Origin of the sequence: Campylobacter corcagiensis (genome assembly GCF_013201645.1) — a bacterium.
GTDB lineage: Bacteria > Campylobacterota > Campylobacteria > Campylobacterales > Campylobacteraceae > Campylobacter_B > Campylobacter_B corcagiensis.
The window spans coordinates 285,516-307,079 of record NZ_CP053842.1; the positions used below are offsets into that span (position 1 = coordinate 285,516).

Annotated in this window: 25 protein-coding genes and 1 tRNA gene; 15 read left to right on the plus strand and 11 right to left on the minus strand. The window is 31.7% G+C overall.

Going from position 1 to position 21,564, the window contains the following annotated elements:
* The first annotated feature begins 3 nt into the window (after nt 1-3).
* The gene (locus CCORG_RS01570) at nt 4-933 is read left to right on the plus strand and encodes a bile acid:sodium symporter family protein (protein ID WP_081755081.1); all 930 of its coding nucleotides are present in this window, start codon (nt 4-6) and stop codon (nt 931-933) included.
* Nucleotides 934-968: 35 nt separating this feature from the next.
* Here CCORG_RS01570 and nhaA read toward each other — a convergent pair whose 3' ends face one another.
* The 5 genes from nhaA to trpS form a co-directional block, all read right to left on the minus strand.
* Nucleotides 969-2,126: a Na+/H+ antiporter NhaA gene (gene nhaA / locus CCORG_RS01575; RefSeq protein ID WP_025803175.1), complete on the minus strand. Its 1,158-nt coding sequence runs from the start codon at nt 2,124-2,126 to the stop codon at nt 969-971.
* A gap of 158 nt (nt 2,127-2,284) precedes the next feature.
* The gene (gene serS / locus CCORG_RS01580) at nt 2,285-3,523 is read right to left on the minus strand and encodes a serine--tRNA ligase (protein WP_025803174.1); all 1,239 of its coding nucleotides are present in this window, start codon (nt 3,521-3,523) and stop codon (nt 2,285-2,287) included.
* A 1-nt stretch (nt 3,524) separates the two neighbouring features.
* Nucleotides 3,525-3,959, minus strand: a complete 435-nt coding sequence (locus CCORG_RS01585) for a copper resistance protein CopD (protein WP_025803173.1) — start codon at nt 3,957-3,959, stop codon at nt 3,525-3,527.
* Nucleotides 3,960-4,170: 211 nt separating this feature from the next.
* The gene (locus CCORG_RS01590; RefSeq protein ID WP_161632381.1) at nt 4,171-5,103 is read right to left on the minus strand and encodes a hypothetical protein; all 933 of its coding nucleotides are present in this window, start codon (nt 5,101-5,103) and stop codon (nt 4,171-4,173) included.
* Between the two features lie 42 nt (nt 5,104-5,145).
* Nucleotides 5,146-6,114: a tryptophan--tRNA ligase gene (trpS, locus tag CCORG_RS01595; protein WP_025803171.1), complete on the minus strand. Its 969-nt coding sequence runs from the start codon at nt 6,112-6,114 to the stop codon at nt 5,146-5,148.
* 179 nt (nt 6,115-6,293) lie between these two features.
* On the opposite strand from trpS, the gene CCORG_RS01600 reads away from it, so the two are divergent.
* The 6 genes from CCORG_RS01600 to CCORG_RS01625 are packed head-to-tail and all read left to right on the plus strand — an operon-like array spanning nt 6,294 to nt 10,616.
* The gene (locus CCORG_RS01600) at nt 6,294-7,001 is read left to right on the plus strand and encodes an amino acid ABC transporter permease (protein ID WP_371827744.1); all 708 of its coding nucleotides are present in this window, start codon (nt 6,294-6,296) and stop codon (nt 6,999-7,001) included.
* The gene (locus tag CCORG_RS01605) at nt 6,994-7,722 is read left to right on the plus strand and encodes an amino acid ABC transporter ATP-binding protein (RefSeq protein ID WP_025803169.1); all 729 of its coding nucleotides are present in this window, start codon (nt 6,994-6,996) and stop codon (nt 7,720-7,722) included. The genes CCORG_RS01600 and CCORG_RS01605 overlap by 8 nt, the downstream gene beginning before the upstream one ends.
* A gap of 45 nt (nt 7,723-7,767) precedes the next feature.
* A complete protein-coding gene (locus CCORG_RS01610; protein WP_025803168.1) occupies nt 7,768-8,502 on the plus strand; it encodes a substrate-binding periplasmic protein in 735 nt (244 codons plus the stop codon).
* Nucleotides 8,499-9,230 (plus strand): basic amino acid ABC transporter substrate-binding protein, encoded by a 732-nt coding sequence (locus CCORG_RS01615; RefSeq protein ID WP_025803167.1) that lies wholly within the window; start codon nt 8,499-8,501, stop codon nt 9,228-9,230. The genes CCORG_RS01610 and CCORG_RS01615 overlap by 4 nt, the downstream gene beginning before the upstream one ends.
* On the plus strand, nt 9,227-9,844 hold the full coding sequence (thiE, locus tag CCORG_RS01620) for a thiamine phosphate synthase (RefSeq protein WP_025803166.1): 618 nt from the start codon (nt 9,227-9,229) through the stop codon (nt 9,842-9,844). Before CCORG_RS01615 ends, thiE begins: the two co-directional genes overlap by 4 nt.
* On the plus strand, nt 9,831-10,616 hold the full coding sequence (locus CCORG_RS01625; RefSeq protein WP_025803165.1) for an undecaprenyl-diphosphate phosphatase: 786 nt from the start codon (nt 9,831-9,833) through the stop codon (nt 10,614-10,616). Before thiE ends, CCORG_RS01625 begins: the two co-directional genes overlap by 14 nt.
* Nucleotides 10,617-10,738: 122 nt before the next feature.
* Here CCORG_RS01625 and CCORG_RS01630 read toward each other — a convergent pair whose 3' ends face one another.
* Together CCORG_RS01630 and CCORG_RS01635 are read right to left on the minus strand one after the other, a co-directional pair.
* Nucleotides 10,739-11,059: a hypothetical protein gene (locus tag CCORG_RS01630; RefSeq protein WP_025803164.1), complete on the minus strand. Its 321-nt coding sequence runs from the start codon at nt 11,057-11,059 to the stop codon at nt 10,739-10,741.
* Nucleotides 11,060-11,097: 38 nt separating this feature from the next.
* The gene (locus CCORG_RS01635) at nt 11,098-12,354 is read right to left on the minus strand and encodes a DUF2130 domain-containing protein (RefSeq protein ID WP_025803163.1); all 1,257 of its coding nucleotides are present in this window, start codon (nt 12,352-12,354) and stop codon (nt 11,098-11,100) included.
* Between the two features lie 108 nt (nt 12,355-12,462).
* Between CCORG_RS01635 and CCORG_RS01640 the strand changes: the two genes are divergently transcribed.
* Complete coding sequence (locus CCORG_RS01640; protein WP_025803162.1) at nt 12,463-12,894, plus strand: trehalose-6-phosphate synthase; 432 nt, start codon at nt 12,463-12,465, stop codon at nt 12,892-12,894.
* On the opposite strand, the gene CCORG_RS01645 is transcribed toward CCORG_RS01640, so the two are convergent.
* Both CCORG_RS01645 and der read right to left on the minus strand, forming a co-directional pair.
* Entirely contained in the window at nt 12,872-13,402 is a 531-nt protein-coding gene (locus CCORG_RS01645) for a shikimate kinase (protein ID WP_025803161.1), read from the minus strand. The genes CCORG_RS01640 and CCORG_RS01645 overlap by 23 nt on opposite strands.
* A complete protein-coding gene (gene der / locus CCORG_RS01650; RefSeq protein WP_025803160.1) occupies nt 13,386-14,777 on the minus strand; it encodes a ribosome biogenesis GTPase Der in 1,392 nt (463 codons plus the stop codon). The genes CCORG_RS01645 and der overlap by 17 nt, the downstream gene beginning before the upstream one ends.
* A gap of 100 nt (nt 14,778-14,877) precedes the next feature.
* Between der and CCORG_RS01655 the strand changes: the two genes are divergently transcribed.
* The 7 genes from CCORG_RS01655 to CCORG_RS01685 all read left to right on the plus strand — a co-directional run bounded on the left by CCORG_RS01655 (nt 14,878) and on the right by CCORG_RS01685 (nt 19,224).
* Nucleotides 14,878-15,783, plus strand: coding sequence for a DMT family transporter (locus tag CCORG_RS01655; RefSeq protein WP_025803159.1), 906 nt, complete (start codon nt 14,878-14,880; stop codon nt 15,781-15,783).
* 9 nt (nt 15,784-15,792) lie between these two features.
* Entirely contained in the window at nt 15,793-16,617 is an 825-nt protein-coding gene (gene kdsA, locus CCORG_RS01660; protein ID WP_025803158.1) for a 3-deoxy-8-phosphooctulonate synthase, read from the plus strand.
* A gap of 152 nt (nt 16,618-16,769) precedes the next feature.
* Nucleotides 16,770-17,240, plus strand: coding sequence for a 6,7-dimethyl-8-ribityllumazine synthase (gene ribH / locus CCORG_RS01665; RefSeq protein WP_025803157.1), 471 nt, complete (start codon nt 16,770-16,772; stop codon nt 17,238-17,240).
* Nucleotides 17,241-17,639 (plus strand): transcription antitermination factor NusB, encoded by a 399-nt coding sequence (gene nusB, locus CCORG_RS01670; RefSeq protein WP_025803156.1) that lies wholly within the window; start codon nt 17,241-17,243, stop codon nt 17,637-17,639.
* Nucleotides 17,636-18,316: an orotidine-5'-phosphate decarboxylase gene (gene pyrF, locus CCORG_RS01675; protein WP_025803155.1), complete on the plus strand. Its 681-nt coding sequence runs from the start codon at nt 17,636-17,638 to the stop codon at nt 18,314-18,316. Before nusB ends, pyrF begins: the two co-directional genes overlap by 4 nt.
* Nucleotides 18,313-19,071, plus strand: a complete 759-nt coding sequence (locus CCORG_RS01680; protein ID WP_025803154.1) for a hypothetical protein — start codon at nt 18,313-18,315, stop codon at nt 19,069-19,071. Before pyrF ends, CCORG_RS01680 begins: the two co-directional genes overlap by 4 nt.
* A gap of 62 nt (nt 19,072-19,133) precedes the next feature.
* Nucleotides 19,134-19,224, plus strand: a tRNA-Ser gene (locus CCORG_RS01685).
* A gap of 68 nt (nt 19,225-19,292) precedes the next feature.
* Here the strand turns inward: CCORG_RS01685 and CCORG_RS01690 are convergent.
* Nucleotides 19,293-20,171, minus strand: coding sequence for a tyrosine-type recombinase/integrase (locus tag CCORG_RS01690; RefSeq protein WP_025803153.1), 879 nt, complete (start codon nt 20,169-20,171; stop codon nt 19,293-19,295).
* Nucleotide 20,172: 1 nt separating this feature from the next.
* A complete protein-coding gene (locus CCORG_RS01695; RefSeq protein WP_025803152.1) occupies nt 20,173-21,564 on the minus strand; it encodes a replication endonuclease in 1,392 nt (463 codons plus the stop codon).

Sequence of the window (21,564 nt, forward strand, 5' to 3'; positions counted from 1 at the left end):
ATTATGCTTAAAAGTATTAGCAATATTGCTGGAAAATATATTGCTGTTTGGGTACTTATAGCTACGATATTTTCTCTATTTTTGCCTGAAGTTGGAAGTAAATTAGTAAGTACATCGTGGGTTAGCTATATTTTAGGTGTTATAATGTTTGGAATGGGTTTAACGGTTAGAACGAGTGACTTTAAGGAGCTTTTGATTCGTCCAAAACTCGTTATAATCGGCATTATATCGCAGTTTGCTATTATGCCACTCATTGCTTTTATTTTGGTTAAGGCATTTAATTTACCTCTTGCTTTAGCAATTGGCGTGGTTTTAGTTGGAACCTGTCCTGGTGGAACTAGTTCAAATGTTATAACTTACCTTAGTAAAGGCGATGTTGCTTTATCTGTTGCTATAACAAGCTGTACAACGCTTTTAGCACCATTTATGACACCATTTCTTACTCATTTAATTATAGGGCAAAGCATAGATGTAGATGTTTTGGGTATGTTTTTAGGAATTGTAAAAGTCGTGATAATACCAATACTTGCAGGAATTTTGTTTCATAAATTTGTTCCTAAAGTCACTGAATTTCTGCAAGATATCTTACCTTTTATATCTACAGCTGGTATCGTAGCTATTGTCATAGCTGTAGTTAGTAAAAGTGCTGGGGCTATTATTGCAAATTTAGGTGTTATAGTTATTGTTGTTATATGTCATAATTTATTTGGTTATTTGCTTGGATTTTTTGTTGGCAAAGCAGTTACTAAAGAGATTTCTAAGGTTAAAACGCTTTCAATTGAAGTTGGTATGCAAAACTCAGGACTTGCGAGTGCTTTAGCTGTTGCGCACTTTAGTGCTTATCCATTAGCTGCTGTTCCAGGGGCGTTATTTAGTGTATGGCACAATATATCAGGTGGAATTTTAGCTTCTATCTATGCTAGAATGAAGTAAATTTTAGGGGTAGTTTTACCCCTTTTTATATAAATTTAATCCAATTTCTTACCTAAAAATCTTGCTGAAAGATATCCGCTAACTCCAGATATAAGCGATCCAAGTAGTATAGCCAATCTATCAGCATAACCAAATTCATCACTTCCACCATAAGCAAGATTGTTTATAAAAAGACTCATTGTAAAGCCTATCCCGCATATCATCCCCATAGCATAAATTTGAGTCCAGTTTGAGTTTTTAGGCAAATTTGCTAAATTTAGTTTAACAATAATAAAGCTAAATAAAAATATACCTATTTGTTTTCCTAAAAATAGCCCAAGTATTATTCCAAGTGATACAGAGCCAAAAAGCTGATCTGCTCCTATGCCTTTTAGGCTAACTCCTGCATTTACAAAAGCAAAAAGCGGTAAAATGATGAAATTTACAGGAGTATGTAGGGCGTGTTCCATGCTTTTAAGCATAGAATTTTTACCTTTTAAAGGTATACAAAATGCAACTATAACTCCAGCAATGGTTGCATGAATGCCTGAGTTTAAAACAAAAAACCAAAGCAGCACTCCAAGAACTATGTATGGAGCTTTTTTATTAATATTTGCTTTGTTTATTAGAAAAAGAGCTATCGCTATAATAAAACTTAGTCCTAAAAATAGCAAATTTAAATCATCAGAGTAAAAAATAGCAATGATTAGTATAGCACACAAATCATCAACAATAGCTATAGTTAAGATAAAAAGCTTTAAACTTGATGGCACTTTATCGCCAAGTAAAGCTAGTACGCCAACTGCAAATGCAATATCAGTAGCAGTAGGTATTGCCCAGCCTTTCATAGCAAATTCATTTCCACTATTTATAGCTACAAATATAATAGCAGGCATTAAAACTCCGCCTATAGCAGCTGCTATAGGAAGTGTAACTTGAGAAATATCTTTTAGCTGACCAATCATCATCTCTCTTTTTAACTCAAGCCCTATAAGAAAAAAGAAAAGCACCATAAGAGCATCATTTACCCAAAAATGAACGCTTCCTTCTATTTTATAATCTGGAAATGGTAGAAATTTATAGTGAGTAAAGGAGTTATAAAAATCACTTAAAAAATTAATATTTTGAAATAAGATAGCTAAAAAAGCAGCTAAAATAAGCAAAATACCAATTGCGGATTCCGAGTGCAGTAAGTTTTTGATTTTATTTATCATATAAACCTTTCATGTTAGATATATAAAAGGTTATAAAAAGAGTATAAATTTGACAATAGTAACTGAGAAATAAAGTTAAATTTAAGCTTTATGTTACAAATTTACACTATTTAAGATTTAAAAAATTTATCAATTTAGGGGTTATACCCCTAAATTTTTCACATATATTTTTCTAAAACTTTTGGAATTTTTATAGAACCATTGCTTTGTTGGAAATTTTCCATTATTGCTATTAAGGTTCTTCCAACTGCTAAAGATGAGCCATTTAGCGTGTGAGCTAGGATATTTTTTTTGCCATCTTTGTAGCGAATTTTGGCTCTTCTAGCTTGAAAATCACGACAATTTGAGATAGAACTAATCTCGCGGTAGCAATTCTGCGAAGGAAGCCAAACTTCTAGATCAATCGTCTTTGCTGCACTAAAGCCTAAATCCCCACTACAAAGTAGCATATGGCGGTGTGGAAGTTCAAGGCTAGTTAGTAAGTCACTCGCACAACTTACCATCTCATCAAAAACTTTATCGCTTTCATCAGCTTTTGTAATTGATACTAGCTCAACTTTTTCAAACTGATGCTGTCTAATCATCCCCCTAGTATCACGCCCAGCACTTCCAGCCTCGCGTCTAAAACAGTGGCTATAACAAGTCATTTTAAGTGGCAGATCAGTTAAAATTTCATCGTTATATAAATTTGTAACAGGAACTTCACTAGTTGGTATGAGGTAAAGCTCATCTTCATTTATTTTATATAAATCTTCTTCAAATTTTGGAAGCTGACCAGTGCCATAAAGAATCTCAGGCTTTACAACAAAAGGCACATTTACAAGCTCAAATCCCCTTGAAATGTTAAAATCAATCATATAATTAACCAAAGCCCTATTTAGCTTCGCACCAAGCCCTTTTATAGCTGTAAATCTACTTCCACTAAGCTTAACTCCACGCTCAAAATCAAGCCAGCCAAGGCTTTCGCCAAGTTCATAGTGTGGTTTTGGCTCAAAGTCAAATTTAGGAATCTCAAGCACTTTTTTAAGCTGGGCATTATCATTTTCATCTTCGCCAAAAGGAACATCATCATCGATTATATTTGGAATGTGAGATGCTTTTTGATTTAAACTCTCATCAAGCAAATTTACCTTTTCTTGAAGAGTTTGAACGCACTGTTTATTTAAGTCAAGTTCTTTTTTAAGTTCGCTAATATCCTCACCATTTCGTGCTTTTATGCCAACTTCTTTGCTTTTTGAGTTTTGTATGGCCTGAAGATTTTCAAGTTCAAGTTTAGTGCTTTTTAGTTCATTATAAAGATCTAAAAGCTCTTTTAAAGCTTTTGAATCCACCTTTTTGGCAATGAGTTTTTTATTAAACTCATCAAAATTTGTATCTATTAGTTTTAAATTTATCATATTATCCTACATAAATAAATGATTTAGCTATTATAATTATAATAATTGAGGCTATTAAAGCGTGTGGATGAATGTTTCCTAATGGACTTGGTTTTTTAAGTATGATTTTAAAGATTTTATTTATTAAAATCATAGCAAAGATGATAAATCCAAGCAGAACTTTAAGCATAAAAAGCTTTTGCCCGCCAGTTTCAAAGTAGCCTATATCGCTATTTACCCATCTAGTCATCATCATTCCGCCTGTCAAAATGATAACAAAAACAACCCAAGGCATTATCTTGCCAGCAACGCTTTCGTTTGCTTTTCTAGCTTCTTGCCCATTTGGAAGTTTTTTCATAACCAACGGCATAATAACAACATCAAAAAACAGATATCCCACAAAAACAACAGCACAGAATAAGTGCACAACTAAAGCATAAGGATAAATTGCATCCATTTTTTCTCCTAAAAATTTTCTAATCTCAAGATGATATCAAAATAGTCCTAAATTTTTAATAATAAAGCTTTAAAAACTAAAATACTAATTAAATTTATGAGCTAAATTTATTATTAAAGATAAATAAAAAATATTTTAAAAATTTGTTTTATTATGGATTTTTTATTTTGAGTTTATCCAACAATTTTTACTTTTATTTGTGTCATAAATTTTACCATCCATAATATTCTCCTAAATTTAAATTTTCTTGATCGCAAAATTCCTTAATGCCTATTTTGATTTTGTCATTTATAAAGCCATTTTTGAACAATAATTCCAAAATTTTCTCATCTTTTGTTGTAACGAAAAATATGATAATATCTAAAATTTCATCAAATTTAAAATCATCAATCTTATAGTTAGAAAAGGCAGATATAAAGTATTTTTCATATTTATCTCTTAAATTTAAATACTCATCTTCTTTTATATAGTCATACAGCTTATCAAATTCTTTGTTTTTAAAATATTCATTTACTTTTATTCCCATATCAAGAAAGATAATATATGATAGAGCCTTTTCTGGATTAACTCTTTTTTTGGAAAAATAATCAAAAATTTTAAATTTGGCATCATCCTTATTATCATACACAATGATAAAAGCTGGCAAATAAATGGGGTCATCATCTGATATTATTGCTGTATTATTTAAATCAAGTCCATATTTTTCAAAGATTCTAAGTAGATTGATTTTATTTTGAAAATCTGTATTGGATTTTAGAATTTGAGCAGGATATGAAAATTTAAAGACCTCTCCTTGGTTTTCAACTTTAATGTATTCGTTTGGATTTGCTCCATTTAATAAAAGCAAATTTAAGATATTTTTGTTTTCTATATTATTTATATTTTTTTCAATAAAACTTAAAGTAGCTACATAAAGGGGCGACAAAATGTTGTTTGTATTAAAATTTACAAGATTTGGATTTTTATTAAGCATAGCCTTGACTTTATAATAGTCATCAGCTACTATTGCCTCGCATAACTCATCAACTTGCCTTATTAAATTTTCCTCTTGTATTACAATATTTTGCTTTATCTCATCAGAAAAGCTGAAATTTAGCATTATTGACATAAATAGCATTGATTTAAAAATTTGTTTTATTAGCACCATAAAACCTCTTAATACCTAGCTAAATTTTAAGAACAAATTTTAATAAATTCCTACAATTTCTCGGACTTTTTCCATTTTTTTAGCAGCTATAGTAGATGCCTTTTTTGCCCCGATACTTAAAATTTCATCGACTTTATCTTTATTGTTTAAGTAGTACTCAAATTTTTCCCTAGCGTCCTTAAAATACTCGCTCACAAGCTCATTTAAATATGCCTTAAAATGCCCATATCCTTCGCCGCCTTTTTCATATCTTTTTTGAAGTTCTTTTTGACCATCATCATCTAAAAAAAGTTTAGCGATATTATAAACATTACAGTTTTGCCACTCTTTTGGGCTTTCTAAAGGCGTACTATCAGTTACTATTTTGCCAGTTTGTTTTTTTAGAGTTTTTGCATCAGCAAAAATATCAATGGTATTTCCGTAACTTTTACTCATCTTTGCACCATCAGTTCCTGGAACAGTTGCGATATTTTCATCGACCCTAGCTTCTGGAAGTGTGAAAATTTCACCATGAGAGTTGTTAAATTTAAGTGCGATATCACGGGCTATTTCGACATGTTGGATTTGGTCTTTACCAACTGGTACTAAATTTGAGTCATATAGCAAAATATCAGCTGCCATTAAAACTGGATAACTAAACAGATCATGTTTTGTGTCAAAGCCTTTTGCAACTTTATCTTTATAGGCATGAGCTCTTTCAAGTAGGCCCATCGGCGTATATGAACTTAAAATCCAATATAACTCAAGCACTTCTTTTACTGCACTTTGTACCCAAAATGTGCTTTTTTGTGGGTCTATGCCTAAGGCTAAAAATGCACACGCCGCTTCAAAGGTGTTATTAGCCAAAAGGTGTGCATCTTTTGCTGAAGTTAGTGCGTGATAGTTTGCTATAAACATAAACATATCGCTACTGCCTTCATTTTGTAAATCAATCATTGGCTTAATGCTTGCGAAATAATTTCCTAAATGTAACTTTCCTGATGGTTGAAGCCCTGTTAGAATTCTCATAATCATCCTTAAATTTAAATTCCAAAATTTTAACTAAGTATGCTTAAATTTGGTTTATTTATAAATTTAAGTTCTTAAGGGGCTTAATTTATGGCTAAAATTCATAAAAATCCTAAAATTTAAGCGAAAAAATATCAAAATTTCAGTATTCTTATAAATCTAAATTTTAAGGCAGTATGTTGAAGGAAAAGATTTTTAAATTTCTATTTTTTATAGCTATTGTGGTTGTGGCGGTTTATTATACATTTCCAAGAGATCTTAGCGATGCTCAGCAAATGGCGTATTTTACAAGCTATCTAACTACCATAAAGCTTACAACAGGCGGTATCATCATCGGTATTGTGCTTGGATTTATATTAGCTTTTACAAGATCTTTAAACATAAAGCCGCTAAATTTTATAATTGATGAGTATGTTGATATAATCCGAGGAACGCCGATACTTATTCAGCTTATGGTTTTTGTTTTTGTTATATTTGCTACTTGGCAAAACAGCCTATATGCAGCTATTATCACGCTTGGATTAAATAGCTCAGCTTATGTTGCTGAGATAATTAGATCAGGTATAAATAGCGTCGATAAAGGGCAAATGGAAGCAAGTAGAGCGATGGGGCTAACTTATTTTCAAGCTATGAAAGAAGTTGTTTTTCCACAAGCCATAAAAAACATCCTTCCAGCACTTGCAAATGAGTTTATAAGCCTTTTTAAAGAGACTTCAGTTGTTGGAATGGTTGGAATTTTTGATTTAACGATGTTTTCTAAAAGCCTTCAAGCGACCACTTTTTCAGCCCAGCCGATACTTTTTGCTGCTGTGATTTACTATGTGAGCGTGAAATTTTTCACATATCTTGCTAAAAAACTAGAAAAGAGATTAAATAGAAATGATTGATGTTAAAGATTTAAGAAAAAGTTATGGCGATGTTTTAGTTCTTGATGGAATCACCACTCATATAAATAGAGGCGATGTTGTAGCAATCATAGGTCCAAGCGGCGGTGGAAAATCCACATTTTTAAGGTGCTTAAACCGCTTAGAAGAACCAGATAGTGGTGAAATTTACATAAAAGATAAAAACATCTTAGATAAAAACGCAGATATCAATAAAATTCGCCAAAAAGTAAGTATGGTTTTTCAGCATTTTAATCTCTTTGCTAATAAAACCGTTCTTGAAAATTTAACCCTAGCTCCAGTTAAAACAGGACTTTACTCTTATGAAGAAGCAAGAAGTATTGCTCTAGCACTTTTAGATAAAGTTGGTCTTGGAGAGAAATTTAACTCATATCCGCATAAACTAAGTGGCGGTCAAAAGCAACGAGTTGCAATCGCTAGAAGCTTAGCTATGAATCCAAATGTAATACTTTTTGATGAGCCAACTTCAGCACTTGATCCTGAGATGGTTGGAGAAGTTTTATCTATCATGAAAGATGTTGCAAAAGCAGGTATTACGATGCTTGTAGTAACTCATGAGATGGGCTTTGCTAAAAATGTAGCAAATAGAGTGCTTTTTATGGAAAGTGGCAATATTAGAGTAGATGCAAATCCAAATGAGTTTTTTACAAACCCTAGCAATGAAAGATTGAAAGATTTTTTAAATAAAGTATTAAATCATTAGAGATTTTTTGATACAATTTCTTTAAAATTTTTCACTGGAGGTCATATGCTAGGTCGTGCTTTTGGTTTGGTTGTGTTTGCTATGATTTTAGTGGCAAACGCAAAGGTTTTAAAAGTTGGCACTCAGGTAAATTACGAGCCTTTTGCTTATGTGGGTGTAAATTTTAAACTCATGGGATTTGAGCCAGATCTTTTAGAAGAGATCTCAAAAAAGGCTGGTTTTGAGTATGAGTTTGTTACTATGGAGTATGATGAGCTAATACCTGCTTTAGTAAACAACAAAATAGATATAATAGCTTCATCTATGAGTATAACTAGCCAAAGAATGGACAAGGTAAATTTTACAAACCCTTACTATAACTCAAGTACGGCTTATGTTAAACTTAAAAGTAGGGATGATATAGGCACAAAAGATGACCTAGCTGGTAAAAATATAGGAGTTATGGAAGGTAGAGAACAAGAGATTTTGGCTAGTAAAATACCAAACGCAAAGGTAAAACCTGTTAAAAATGGCTATTCTGGTATTATGCTTTTAGAAAGTGGAAGCGTTGATGTTTTGATGCTTGATGAGGCAGTTGGAGATCATTATGCTAGAAAAAGTGTAAACAAAGAGGTTTTTTTGGTTGAAGAGTATGTAAGTTTGGGATTTGCTTTTGCAGTAAGTAAAGACGGTGATCCTGAGCTAATAAATTCTTTAAATATGGCCCTTGATGAGCTTATGCTTGATGGGACTTATGATGAACTTTTGAAAAAATACAACTTAATAAAGGGAAAGATATGAAAAAATTTGCTAAATTTTTAGTGGCAGCTTGTGTTTTAGTTGGAGCAAATGCTCTTAGTGCTGAGGTTATCAAAGTAGGAACAAATGCGAATTTTCCGCCATTTGAGTATCTTGATGAGAACAACACCATAACAGGTTTTGATATAGAATTAGTAGATGTTTTAAGTAAAAAAGTAGGCTTTGATTATGAAATAGTAAATATGGGCTTTGACGGGCTAATACCAGCTCTTAAAAGCGGAAAAATAGATATGGTTGCATCTGGAATGAGCGCAACTGAAGCTAGAAAAAAAGCAGCTGATTTTACAGACTCATACTTTGTAACTGAAAATGTTTTTATAAAAAGAGCTAGTGATGATAGTATCAAAACAAAAGATGATATTAAAGCAAAAAGTGTTGGAACTCAGCTTGGAACTGTTCAAGAAATAGCAATAAGAGAGCTAAAAGGTATAAAGCCTGTTACAATGGAAGATCCTATAACAGTTATTTTGGCACTTAAAAATGGCAAAATTGACGCTGCTGTATTTGATACATCTGTAGCTTATGGATATATCAAAGAAAACCCTGAATTAGTAGAATTTCATAAAGAACCAGACGGAAGTGAGGGATTTTCATTTGCGTTTAATAAGGGTAAAAAAACCGAGCTAGTATCTAAGATAAATGACGCTTTAAGAGAGCTAAAAGAAGATGGCACTTTTGATAAGCTTTTAGATAAATACAACCTTAAATGAGTGAAATTTACGCTTTAACTGATGACTTTTATACACCAAATTTAGAAGACTGTGTTAAAACTATCCTAGACTGCGGCATTAAAATGGTGCAGTTTAGGAGTAAAAAAGATAGTATCAATGAAAAAGAGATCATAAATTTAGTAAAAATTTGTGATGGCTATGGTGCAAATTTAATAGTAAATGATAGCATTGCTTTAGCTAAAAGAGTTGGTGCTCATGGCGTTCACATTGGGCGTGGTGATGGTGAAGTAAAAGAGGCTAGAGAAATTTTAGGAGCTGATAAAATAGTAGGCGTTAGTTGTTATGGTAGCTTAGATTTAGCTTTAAAAGCTAGTGATGATGGAGCAAGTTACGCAGCTTTTGGAGCAGCATTTCCAACAAAAACAAAAAAAGATGCTAAAGTTTTCAAACTTAGGAAATTTAAAGAATTTAAAGATATTCTAAGTATAAAAACTTGCATTATTGGTGGTATAAATGCTTCAAATTTAGAGCAGATTTTGGCTTTAAGACCTGATTACATAGCTTTAGTAAGTGCAGTTTATACACCAAATTCCATAAGTGAAAATTTAAGAAATTTACAAAAAATTATAAGGGATTTTTATGGGCATTATTGAAGCGATAATTCTGGGCATAGTTGAGGGGTTAACTGAGTTTTTGCCAGTTAGTTCTACTGGACATCTTATCTTAGCATCAGATGTTTTAGGGCTTGATTTAGAAGGCTCAGATCTGCTTAAATGCTTTATAGTTGCTATACAGCTTGGCTCGATTTTAGCGATTGTTTTTTTGTTTTTTGATAGACTTAGGCAGGATTTAACTCTTTGGATAAAGCTTATGGTTGGGTTTGTGCCAACAGCAGTTATTGGGCTTTTGCTGTATAAAAGTATAAAGTCTTTATTTAATCCAGAAGTGGTTGCTTATATGCTTATAATTTGGGGTATTATTTTTATTGTAGTTGAGCTAATGCGTAAAAAATACCCACCATATAAAAAAGAGGTAGCAAATATAGATGATATAAGCTTTAAGCAAGCATTTATCGTTGGACTTTCTCAGTGTTTAGCAATGGTACCTGGAACATCAAGAAGTGGCGCAACTATCATCACAGGTTTACTTAGTGGGTTAAGTAGAAAAGTCGCTGCTGAGTTTAGTTTTTTACTAGCAATACCAACAATGTTTAGTGCAACATTTTTTGATATATATAAAAATTTAGATGAATTTGCTCTAAATTTAGAGTATGTGTGGCTGTTTTTAGTAGGTGGAGTAGTTGCGTTTGTAGTAGCTATTGTTGCGGTTAAATTTTTCCTTAAATTTGTAAGTAGATTTGACTATATACCTTTTGGAATTTATAGAATAATAGTTGGATTTATCTTTTTAATCTTTATATTTTAAAATTTTAAGTAGATAAAAAAATAGGACTCAACTTAAAAGTTAAGTCCTATTTAAGAAAGGAAGTTCTAATTATTGTTTTTACATTTTGAATTATACTTCCAAGTGGTAAACACTCAGTAATCCTAGAAGTTTACAGCCTCTGTTTTTGCTGGTTTTATAAGCAAAGTTTTACCACCCACTGAGCTAGCAGGTCTGATATATATGGTATTTTGACCTACAAAATTTGCTATAACTTGATCGCCACTTCTAAAATTTTCATACGAAACTGCGTTAAATTCTTTGTCACTTATCTTAATGATATAACTATTTTCATCCACTTTTTCTATAACTGTTGCTTGACTAAATTTCTCGGTTGGTTTTTGGATATTAGTTGATGGAGTTGGGTTATTAGCACATCCTACCAAAAAAGCTCCTAAAAAAAGCGTAAAAACTAAATTTTTCATATCAATCCTTTTAAAATTTTGTCATAATTATATCACAACTACTCATCATATGGAAGTTCTAAAATTTCAATGCCTTCAATAGCGTCATTTCCTGCTATAGCCCTTATTGAAGCATGCATTGAAATAGCATTAGTTTGAGCAATTTCAATCTGTTTTTGCCTCTCTTTCCAAACTCTTTCCATAGATCTTCTTTCTCTGTCTAAATTTGCTTGTAAATTTACAAAACTAGATATTATGCTCTCAACTTGCATCTTAAATTCATTTGAAGTTAGATAGTTATAAAGCATTCCCATTTTACTTGTGGCATTTTGGCTACGCTTACTTGCAAAAGCTATATTTATCACGCTTTCTCTCATCACTTCACAAAGGCTTTTAAATTCTGCAAACGAACATACCCACACGCCATCAATTATTCCAAGTCTATCCATATCTTTTGGCATAGTTTCAGTGACCAAAATACCAGCATCCGCACCAGCTTCTATCATATCAGCTTTAAATTTAGCTATCCACTCACTACTAAAAGATTTAGTTCGCTTACTCTCATATAAAATCCTAGCACAACTTGGAAGATTTGGAGCATTTACTATTTGAAGGCAATCAGCACCTTTAAAGCCTTTTTTAACCTCTGAAATTTCATCATATATAAATTTCTCTTTTAGATAATCTTCAATACTAAGTTCCATAACTTCACCACGAAGCTGTTGTGAAGTGACATCTGAGCGGCGTTTTAACTCATCGATTTGCTTTATAAGAGACTCATTTTTTTCTATTAGTTCTCTTTGTTTTAGTTCATTTTTTGACTCTAGTTCTTTAAATCTTATCTCATTTTGTTCTAGTAAATTTGCTTTAAGACGCTCTTTTTCTTCGTTTAATCTTTTTGAAATTTCAAGTTCACTTTTAGCCTTAAATTCAGCCTCCATCTCAGAAAATTTCCGTTTAAGTGCCTCAAATTCAGCACTTTGTTTGTTAAATTCTGCGATTTTTGCTGATTTTTCATTTAGTTCTTTTGTTAAGGTCTCAAATTTAAGCAGATTTTCATCTTTAAATTTTGCTTCTAGCTCTTTTACTAAAATATCTTTTTCTTTTTTAAGAGCTTCATCGGTTGCATTTTTTAGCTTTTGACTAAAATTTAGCTCTTTTTGTTTAAGCTCATTTACAGCTTTTAGATACTCTGCTCTTTTTTCATTTAGTTTTTGGTCAAATTCTTGCTGAAATTTACGCTTGATACCTTCTGATATACTTTTGGCTATATCGATAATCTCACCACAATTTGGACATTTTATACTTTCTTTCATACATGCCTTTCTGTTTTAATCTCTTAAATTTATAAGATTTTACTTGATTAAGGTTAATGCATTAGTACGATAAATTTTGTATAATAAAATAAAATTTTAAGGCTAGGGATGTATTTTTGCTTTTTGGTTATTCATATCTTTTGTGCGATAACTTTTGTTGGATATCTATTTTTTGATGTTTGTATTTTGCCTTTTGCTAAAAAAAGCATAGATGAAAAGATTTTAGTAGATGTTAAAAAGGCCTATACAAAAGGAAGTGCGGCTGTATTTGGCACTGCTTTTTTACTGCTTTTAATTAGCGGGGTATATCTTGGAAGTCATTATATCGGCTTTGATAAGGGCTTTTTTAGTTCAAATTTTCAAACTCTTTTGTCGCTAAAAATTATAACTCTATTTTTACTGATAATTATCACTTTTATCTCAGTTTTTTATGTTAGATTTCTTAAAAAACCAGACCCATTTGGCAAGTACTCTCACTTAATCGGGCTGATTTTGTGTTTTATTATAGTTTTTCTAGCTAAAGCGATGTGGTATTTTTAAGATTTTTTACGATCTCTTTTGCTATTTGTTTTGGCGTTTTATTTTCAACATTTATAGTGATATCAGCTTTTTTAGCATATAGCAAATCACGCTGACTGTGGAGTTCTTTGGCTTTTTCTAAATTTTTAAGAAGTGGGCGTTTGGCTATTTTTTTAGTGGCATTTGGGCTAGCCTTTATGCGGTTAATAATATAATCAAAATCGCCTTTTAAATATACAATCTCTCCAAGTTTTTCTAAATTTTTAGTTTTATAAAAGCCCCCACCTGTTGAAATTATGGCATTGTTTACATTTTTTAGTAAAAATTTAGCCAAATCAGACTCCATTTTTCTAAACTCATCTTCGCCTTTGGTTTTAAAAATCTCAGAAATTTTCATATTCGCAAGGCTTTCTATCATATCATCACAATCAATAGCAAATTTGCCAGTTAGCTTATATAAAGCCCTTGCCACGGTGCCTTTACCAACTCCCATAAAGCCTATTAGAACGATATTATTCCTCTTTTTCATCACCATCCTTTTGTTTTTTCTTATCTCTTGCGACGATTACAATTGGCGTACCTTCAAGTTCAAAGCTGCTTCTAATTTTATTTATCAAATACCTTTTGTAGCTAAAGTGAAGTGACTTTGGACGATTCATTATAAGGGCTATTTTAGGAGGTTTAGTGTCAAACTGAACAGAGTAGTAAATTTTAACTAATTTACCTTTTTCGTGTGGAAGCGGGTGAGTAATAGTTGCTTCATTTATAACTTCATTTAATTGTGAAGTTTTTATTTTTTTAGTGAAATTTTCATAAACTTTTAGTATTAAAGGGTAAATTTTATGTACTCTTTTGCCATCGAGAGCTGATACGCTAATAATTGGTGCATAACTTAGGAATTTAAATTTATCTCTTATTTGTCGTGAGATTTCATCAAATTCTTTTTCACCTTTGTTTTCCCATTTATTAAGGATGATTATCATCGCTGGTTCAAATTTAGAAGCAATTCCTGCTACTTTCTCATCAAGTTCACTAAGTGGTTGTGAGCTATCAAGCACAAGCAAGGAAACATCGGTATTTTCTAGAACTTTTTGGGTGCGATTTAGTGCAAATTTTTCAATGCCTTCTATCTTTGATCTTCTTCTTATTCCAGCAGTATCTACAAACTCAAAAACTCTATTTTCATATACAAAACTTTCATTTACAGGATCAATTGTAGTGCCTTCTACGCTACTTACAACGCTTCTTTCATCTTTTACTAAAGCATTTAAAAGGCTACTTTTACCAACATTTACTCGCCCTATAATTCCTACTTTTATCGGTTCATTTTGGTTAATTTCATCATCTAAAATTTCGCCATTTTCATCAAAATTTGCTAAAAAATCATCCAAACTCTCTTCTGTGTCAGCCTTTAAACTCTCCTTTATATAAGGATAGATAAAATCTTTTATCTCATCGATGCCAGTGTTGTGACTAACTGAAATTTCAAAAACATTGCTGGCTCCAAATTCTATAAATTCATAAGCTCTTGTTTGATCTTTTTTGCTGTCTATTTTATTGATAACAAGTGCTGTTGGTTTTTGAAGTCCTAAAAGTGAGTAAAAAATTTCTCTATCTTCATCTTGAGGCATAAATTTACCATCAACCATAAAAAGTACAATATCAGCTTCTTTTGCCTCACTTAGAGTTTTATCTCTAACTTTTTTAAAAATCTCAGAACTATCATCAAGCCCACCACTATCAATAAGAACGCACTCTTTATCATAAATTTCACAAATTTCTTTATTTGTATCACGAGTTGTTCCAGCTATATCGCTAGTAATGGCTATACGCCTACCAACTAAGCGGTTAAAAAGTGAACTTTTGCCAACATTTGGGCGACCTATTAGTATAACTTTTGTCAAATTTCTATCCTTGAGTAAAATGCTAATTATACTATTTGTTACCCTAAATTTCCTTGAAATTAAGTAATTTTATACTATAATCTCGTTTAGGAGAGAAATTTTGAATATTAAAAAATTTATAAGACACAATATCGGTGCTTACTATATGACTGTAGCATCACTATTTTTTGCTATTACTGGAGCTTGTGCTAAGGCTGTAAGTGCTGGTGGGATGAGCTCGGTTGAAGTTTCGTTTTTTAGAAATGTTGTAGGTCTTGGCATAGTTGTTTTTGGAATTTACAAGTATGGCACAAATAACAAAGGCGGTCAGCCTGTAATGCTCTTTTTAAGGGGCTTTATCGGTACCATTTCAATGCTTGCATTTTTTTATAACATCGCTACTATCGGTCTTGCTGAAGCTTTTACATTTGCAAAAACAGCTCCTATGTTTTTAGCGTTTTTTGGCGTGATATTTTTTGGTGAAAAGATCGGTTTTAAAGCGTGGTTTGGTATATTTTTAGGATTTTTTGGAATTTTACTTATCATGCAGCCAAATTTGGGCTTTAAAATAAGTCACGCGATGGGATTAATAAATGGTGTTTTAGCAGCTTTTGCATACCTTAGCGTTCATGAACTTAGAAAATCATATGATACCAAAACTATCGTGCTATCTTTTATGCTATCAGGAACATTGATACCGGTATTTTGTATGGTTGTAGCTGAGTTTGTAAACACTCCAGCGTTTTTTGACTTTATGTTTGCTAAATTTATAATGCCAAGTGGAATTTCGTGGCTTTGGATAGTTTTAATGGGCGTTAGCGGTCTTGTTTTTCAAAGCTACATGACAAAAGCATATGCCGCTTCAAAACACGCTGGAACGGTTGCTGCCATAGGTTATACAGATATAATATTTTCTATGATAATAGGCTTTTTTATGGGTGATAATTTACCAAATTTATTAGCATTTTTGGGTATAATCATAGTAATTATAAGTGGCGTTATAGTTGCCACACAAAACAAAAAATAAGGAATTTTGATGAATAAAATGGTTTTAATAGCAGGACCATGCGTGATTGAAAGTAGGGATTTAATTTTTAAAGTTGCTGAAAAACTCGTTAAATTTAACGAAGATAAAAGGGTTGATTTTTATTTTAAAAGTAGTTTTGACAAGGCAAATAGAACAAGTATAAAGAGTTTTCGTGGTCCTGGACTTGAAGAAGGGCTTAAAATTTTAGATGAAGTAAAGCGTGAGTTTGGTATGAAAATTTTAACTGATATTCACGAAAGCTCTCAGGCAAAACCAGCTAGCGAAGTAGCTGATATTTTACAAATTCCAGCTTTTTTATGCCGTCAAACTGATCTCTTAGTCGCTGCTGCAAAAACAAAAGCGATAGTAAATATCAAAAAAGGGCAATTCTTAGCTCCAGATCAGATGAAACATAGCGTTAAAAAGGTGCTTGAAACTCGTGGCGTAACTAGTGAAAACAGTAAAGAAGGTGGCTACGAAATAGCAAAGAAAAACGGCGTTTGGCTTTGTGAAAGAGGTAGCACCTTTGGATATGGAAATTTAGTTGTAGATATGCGAAGTTTGCCGATAATGCGTGAGTTTGCTCCTGTTATATTTGACGCGACGCACTCTGTGCAGATGCCTGGAGGGCTTGATGGTAAAAGTGGTGGGGATGCTAAATTTGTACCATTCTTAGCAAGAGCAGCCGCAGCTGTGGGTGTGGATGGATTTTTTTATGAAACGCATATAAATCCTTGTGAAGCACTTTGTGATGGACCAAATATGTTAAATTTAAACGAACTTGAAAAGGTTGTAGAAGATACTTTTAAAATCAAAAATGCTTTAGATATATAAGTCTTACTTATTAAATTTCTGCCATTTTATTTATAAATTCCTATATAGTGGGATTTAGTTATAAAAAGAGCTATATAAATTTAAAAGCTCTCTTTAATCTAAATATGAATATTTATTTGCTATAATGAAAATTTTAATTTTGGGAGCAAAAAATGAAAATATTAGAAGGAAATTTATCACTTAATGGAAGTGAAAAAATTGCGATTATAAACTCAAGGTTTAATCATATAATAACTGATAGACTAGTCGAAGGTGCAAAAGATGCATTTTTAAGGCATGGTGGAAATGAAGAGAATTTAACTCTTATCCTTGTGCCAGGAGCATTTGAAATTCCTATGGCTTTAAAAAAAGCTTTAGAAAGTGGTAAATTCGATGCAGTTTGTTGCGTTGGGGCGGTGATAAGAGGTTCAACGCCACATTTTGATTATGTAAGTGCTGAGACAACAAAAGGCATCGCAAATGTGAGTTTAAACTACCTAAAACCTGTAACTTTTGGAGTTTTAACAACTGATACGATCGAACAAGCAATTGAAAGAGCTGGAAGCAAGGCTGGAAACAAAGGCTTTGAAGCTATGACTGGGCTAGTTGAGCTTATAAATTTGTATAAAAATTTAGGAGAGTAAATGGCTACAAGACATCAGGTAAGACAGGCAGTTGTTTCACTGCTTTATGCAAAAGAGATGGGAAATGATACAGATGAGTTTAGAGATGAGTTTTTAGAAGAGCATAAGATAAGAAATAAGCAAAGAGAATTTACAAAATCACTTTTTAAAGGCGTTGTTAATAACATAAAAAGCCTTGATGAAAGCCTTGATGCTCACCTTGATGAGTATAAAGTTAAAGAACTTGGCGTGGTTGAAAGAGCGATTTTAAGGCTAGGAGCGTATGAAATTTTACACACCCAGATTGATACTCCTATTGTTATAAATGAAGGAATCGAACTTGCCAAAGAGATGGCAAGTGATACAAGCCCTAAGTTTATAAATGCTGTTTTAGACGCAGTTGGAAAAGAGAGCAAATGAAACTTTGTGTAGCCCTTGACATGGAAACTAAAAAGCAAAATTTAGACCTTGCTATGAAGCTTAAAGGTCTTGATATTTGGCTAAAAGTAGGACTTAGAAGCTATCTTAGAGATGGAGCTTGTTTTGTAAAATCTTTAAAAAATATGGGTTTTAAGGTTTTTTTAGATCTTAAAATTTATGATATTCCAAACACTATGGCTGATGCGTGTGAAGTTTGTGCAGATTTAGGCGTTGATATGATAAATTTGCACGCAAGTAGCGGTAAAAAAGCTATGGTAGCTGTGATGGAAAGGCTTTCTAGGCTTAACTCTAAACCACTTGTTTTAAGTGTTTCAGCTTTAACGAGCTTTAGCGATGATGAATTTAGTGAAATTTATGGCATGAGCATAAACTCAGCTGTAAGAAATATGGCTATTTTTACTCAAAACGCAGGGCTTGATGGCATGGTTTGTTCAGTTTTTGAAAGTGCTATGATAAAGGATGTTGCGGGTGAAAATTTTATCACTTTAACACCTGGAATTCGCCCGTTTGGTAAAAGCAGTGATGATCAAGTAAGAGTAGCAAATTTAGAGATGGCAAAGTCTCAAAAAAGTGATTTTATCGTAGTTGGAAGACCTATTTATGAGGCAAAAGACCCACTTAAAGCTACTTTTGAAATTTTAAAAGGCATTGAGTGAGAGTGATTTTAGCTCTTGCTTTGGCTTTAAATTTTATTTTCTCTAGCGAAGTAGAGGCTATTTTTGAGATAAGTTTTGGCATTTTTGGTAAGGTTGGCGAAGCAAAAACTAGACTTATAAAATACGATAACAACAGCACTTACGAGCTATTTATGGACGCTAAGGCAATTGGGGCTATAGATAAGCTAAGTGGACAAAGGCGTGAGTATTTTTATAGCACAGGCGAAATTTATAGAGATTTTTTATTGCCACAGAAATTTGTCCATAAAGTAGAAAGAGATAAAAAGGGTAAAAGAACTCTTAAATATAAAATTTTTAACTTTAATCAAAGAAAAAAGCAAATCCACTTTACTAAATTTAAAGGAGATACTAATGCTGGAGTATCAAAAAGTGATGATGAAATTTTGTCTTATTATGCACAAAACGATCTTTTAACGCTTTTCTTTAACTTCTCAAAAATAAAGCCAAACAATCTTAATAGCTTTGCTTTAATAGCAGCTGGGGCAAACGATAAAGATGGCAGGGTTGATATTTTTATCCCAGATGGCAAACAAAAACAAAAGCTTCAAAAGTCGCTAAATACGCAGTTTCAGCCATATATAGCTTACATAAATCAAGATATTTTTTCTAGTAGCAAAGGTGAGCTTCACTTAAGCATTAATGAAAAAGGATATGCAAATAGAGCGATTTTAAAAGATGTGCTTTTGTTTGGCGATATAGTTGCAAAAATGGTGTCTGTAAAAGAAAAGCCTTAAATTTATTAATTTTAAGGCTTTTCTTAGCTTTATAAAGATATAATTACTTTTCTATTTTTAAAGGACAGATGGGTGAGTGGCTGAAACCACACCCCTGCTAAGGGTGCAAGTCTTAATCGGGCTTCGAGGGTTCAAATCCCTCTCTGTCCGCCACTAGATACCATTTTAAGGACATTTGAAGGAATTTTTTAACAAGACTTATCCGCCCCCTGCCTAGGCATTTAATATAAATCCATTTTTCTATTAAACTCTTTTAAGTTTGAATTAAGGTAATTTACATAAACATCATAAATCATCTTTGGGCTAGAATGCCCCATTAAACTAGCAAGTTTTACAGGGGTAACATATCCATTTTTTAGCATAGCGGTAGCGTAAGTGTGACGCATATTATAAGGCTTTCTATATTTGATACCTAGATTTTTAAGAATTTCAGTCCAAAAACCTAAAAATATATAACTATCCCGATAAGGCTTTTTATATTGAGTCTCTAAAAGATAAATTTGATTTTTTTGAGTAGTGAGTTTTTTTATAAGCAAGGGTTCTAAGACTTCTAAAATAGGTACTTTTCTAATACTTTTTAATGTTTTAGGTGAGCTTTCGCCAAATCTTGAACGAGTAGAATTTACACTTATGATCTTGTTTTTAATATCGACTTCATCAATTTTTAAAGATAAAATTTCACCAGTTCTAAGACCAGTATAAAACCCAATATGAACAAACAATTGAAAATTAAAATTATACTTTTTAGAATATTGTAAAATTTCACAAACTTCATCATCGATAAAAGGCTCTATTCTAGGGGTTATATGATGGGGTGTTTTAATATGAATAACTGGATTTTTAGATATAACTTCATCTTCTAGGGCAAGATTAAAAATCATATTAAGACTATTTAAATAGTGTTTTTTGCTTTTGCCTGAAACATCGTCAATAGATGATAGCCAAAGCTTTAAATTTGATGGCTTAATCTCTTTTATATCCATATCATTAAAAACATTAAGGCGATTTTTAACAATACCTTTATTTTTTTCATAGGTTGAATTTTTCCAATCTTTACGACCTAGTTTTAAGTATAAATTTGAATAATAAGAAAAATCCATTTTAAAAATCCAACTCCATAATCATTTTTTCTTGTTGAAAATATTCTTTTAAATTTTCCATATTTTCATCTGTGATCTTATGTCTTTCATCTATACCAACCAAACGACCAAAACCACGATATAAAAGATAGTTTTCTAAAATAGCAAGTTGGACAACGGATTTATCTCCATGATATACTTGAGTATAATATTCAAAAAGTTCTAAATCACTCATTTCACTATAAGTTTTTTGCGTCCAAGAAACTAAAAAATTAGATTTAACTTCTTCATCTGTTTTTATAGATGATTTTATAATAGGAACAAGTGATTTTACTTTAGCCTGTTCGCCATTGATTCCTACTTTCTTATCAGGAAAAACAACCTTGACATTTTCATTGCGTTTATAAGCTACATAATGAATAGTTTCATAAAAACCATTTACACTAACGACGATAGCATCTATTTTGTAATCATTCCATAGCATTTTTTCACAATTTGACATTTTAAAAGGATCTGCTATTAAATCACAACTTATATAGCCATCATTGTATAAATTTGTCATTTCTTCAAGGTCTTGAAAAAATTCTCTTCCTTTTATTTTTCTATAAAGGTACATGGGAATAACTGTTCTACTCGTTGAAAAACGCCTTATTTCATAATAAATATACCAATATGTTATATCGCTTAACTCTCCACTTATTCCATTTTTAAAAGTCTTTAAAACATATTTTAATAAATAAGCAACAACTCCGCCAATATCTCCGTTAAACTCTGTTTTTATATCTGTTTTTGTTTTAAAATATTTTTTAGCAATTTTTAAAAATCTTTCTTTAAATTTACTAGGGATAAATAAAACAATATGAGCGTGTGTACTTCCATCTAAAAAAGGCTCATAAGTTCTTAAATAAATCATTCTTTCATTGAATTCTTTTTTTATATCTTTAAAAATTTGTTGTTGTAAAAATTTACGCCAAACATCGCTTAAATAATCTCTACTTTCTTTTATAAAATTAGCACTTCCGCAAAATTTAGGATTATCAACAAGCTTATAAGTATTTTTAGATTTTAGTTTTATTTGTTTAAGTGGCTTTAGATAACTAGGTGGAGTAAGAGTCATAAATACAGGAGTATCAAAACCTTTTTTACTAGCAATATCACGCATTGTTTTTATTCTGTTATATAGTTCAGCGTGATATTTCTTAGGTTGAATATTTGCACCCATAGAAACATCAAATAAACTTACTTCTTTTATACCGTCAATTTCAATAAAACTGTTTTTTAAATAATTAATACTTTCTTCTAATCTTTGATCTACAATCTTTTTAATTTCTGATGTTATTGTATATGGAAAATTAAAATTTTTATACTTAGAGTTAAAAAGATAAATTTTACCTTCTTTTTTATATGCATTCAT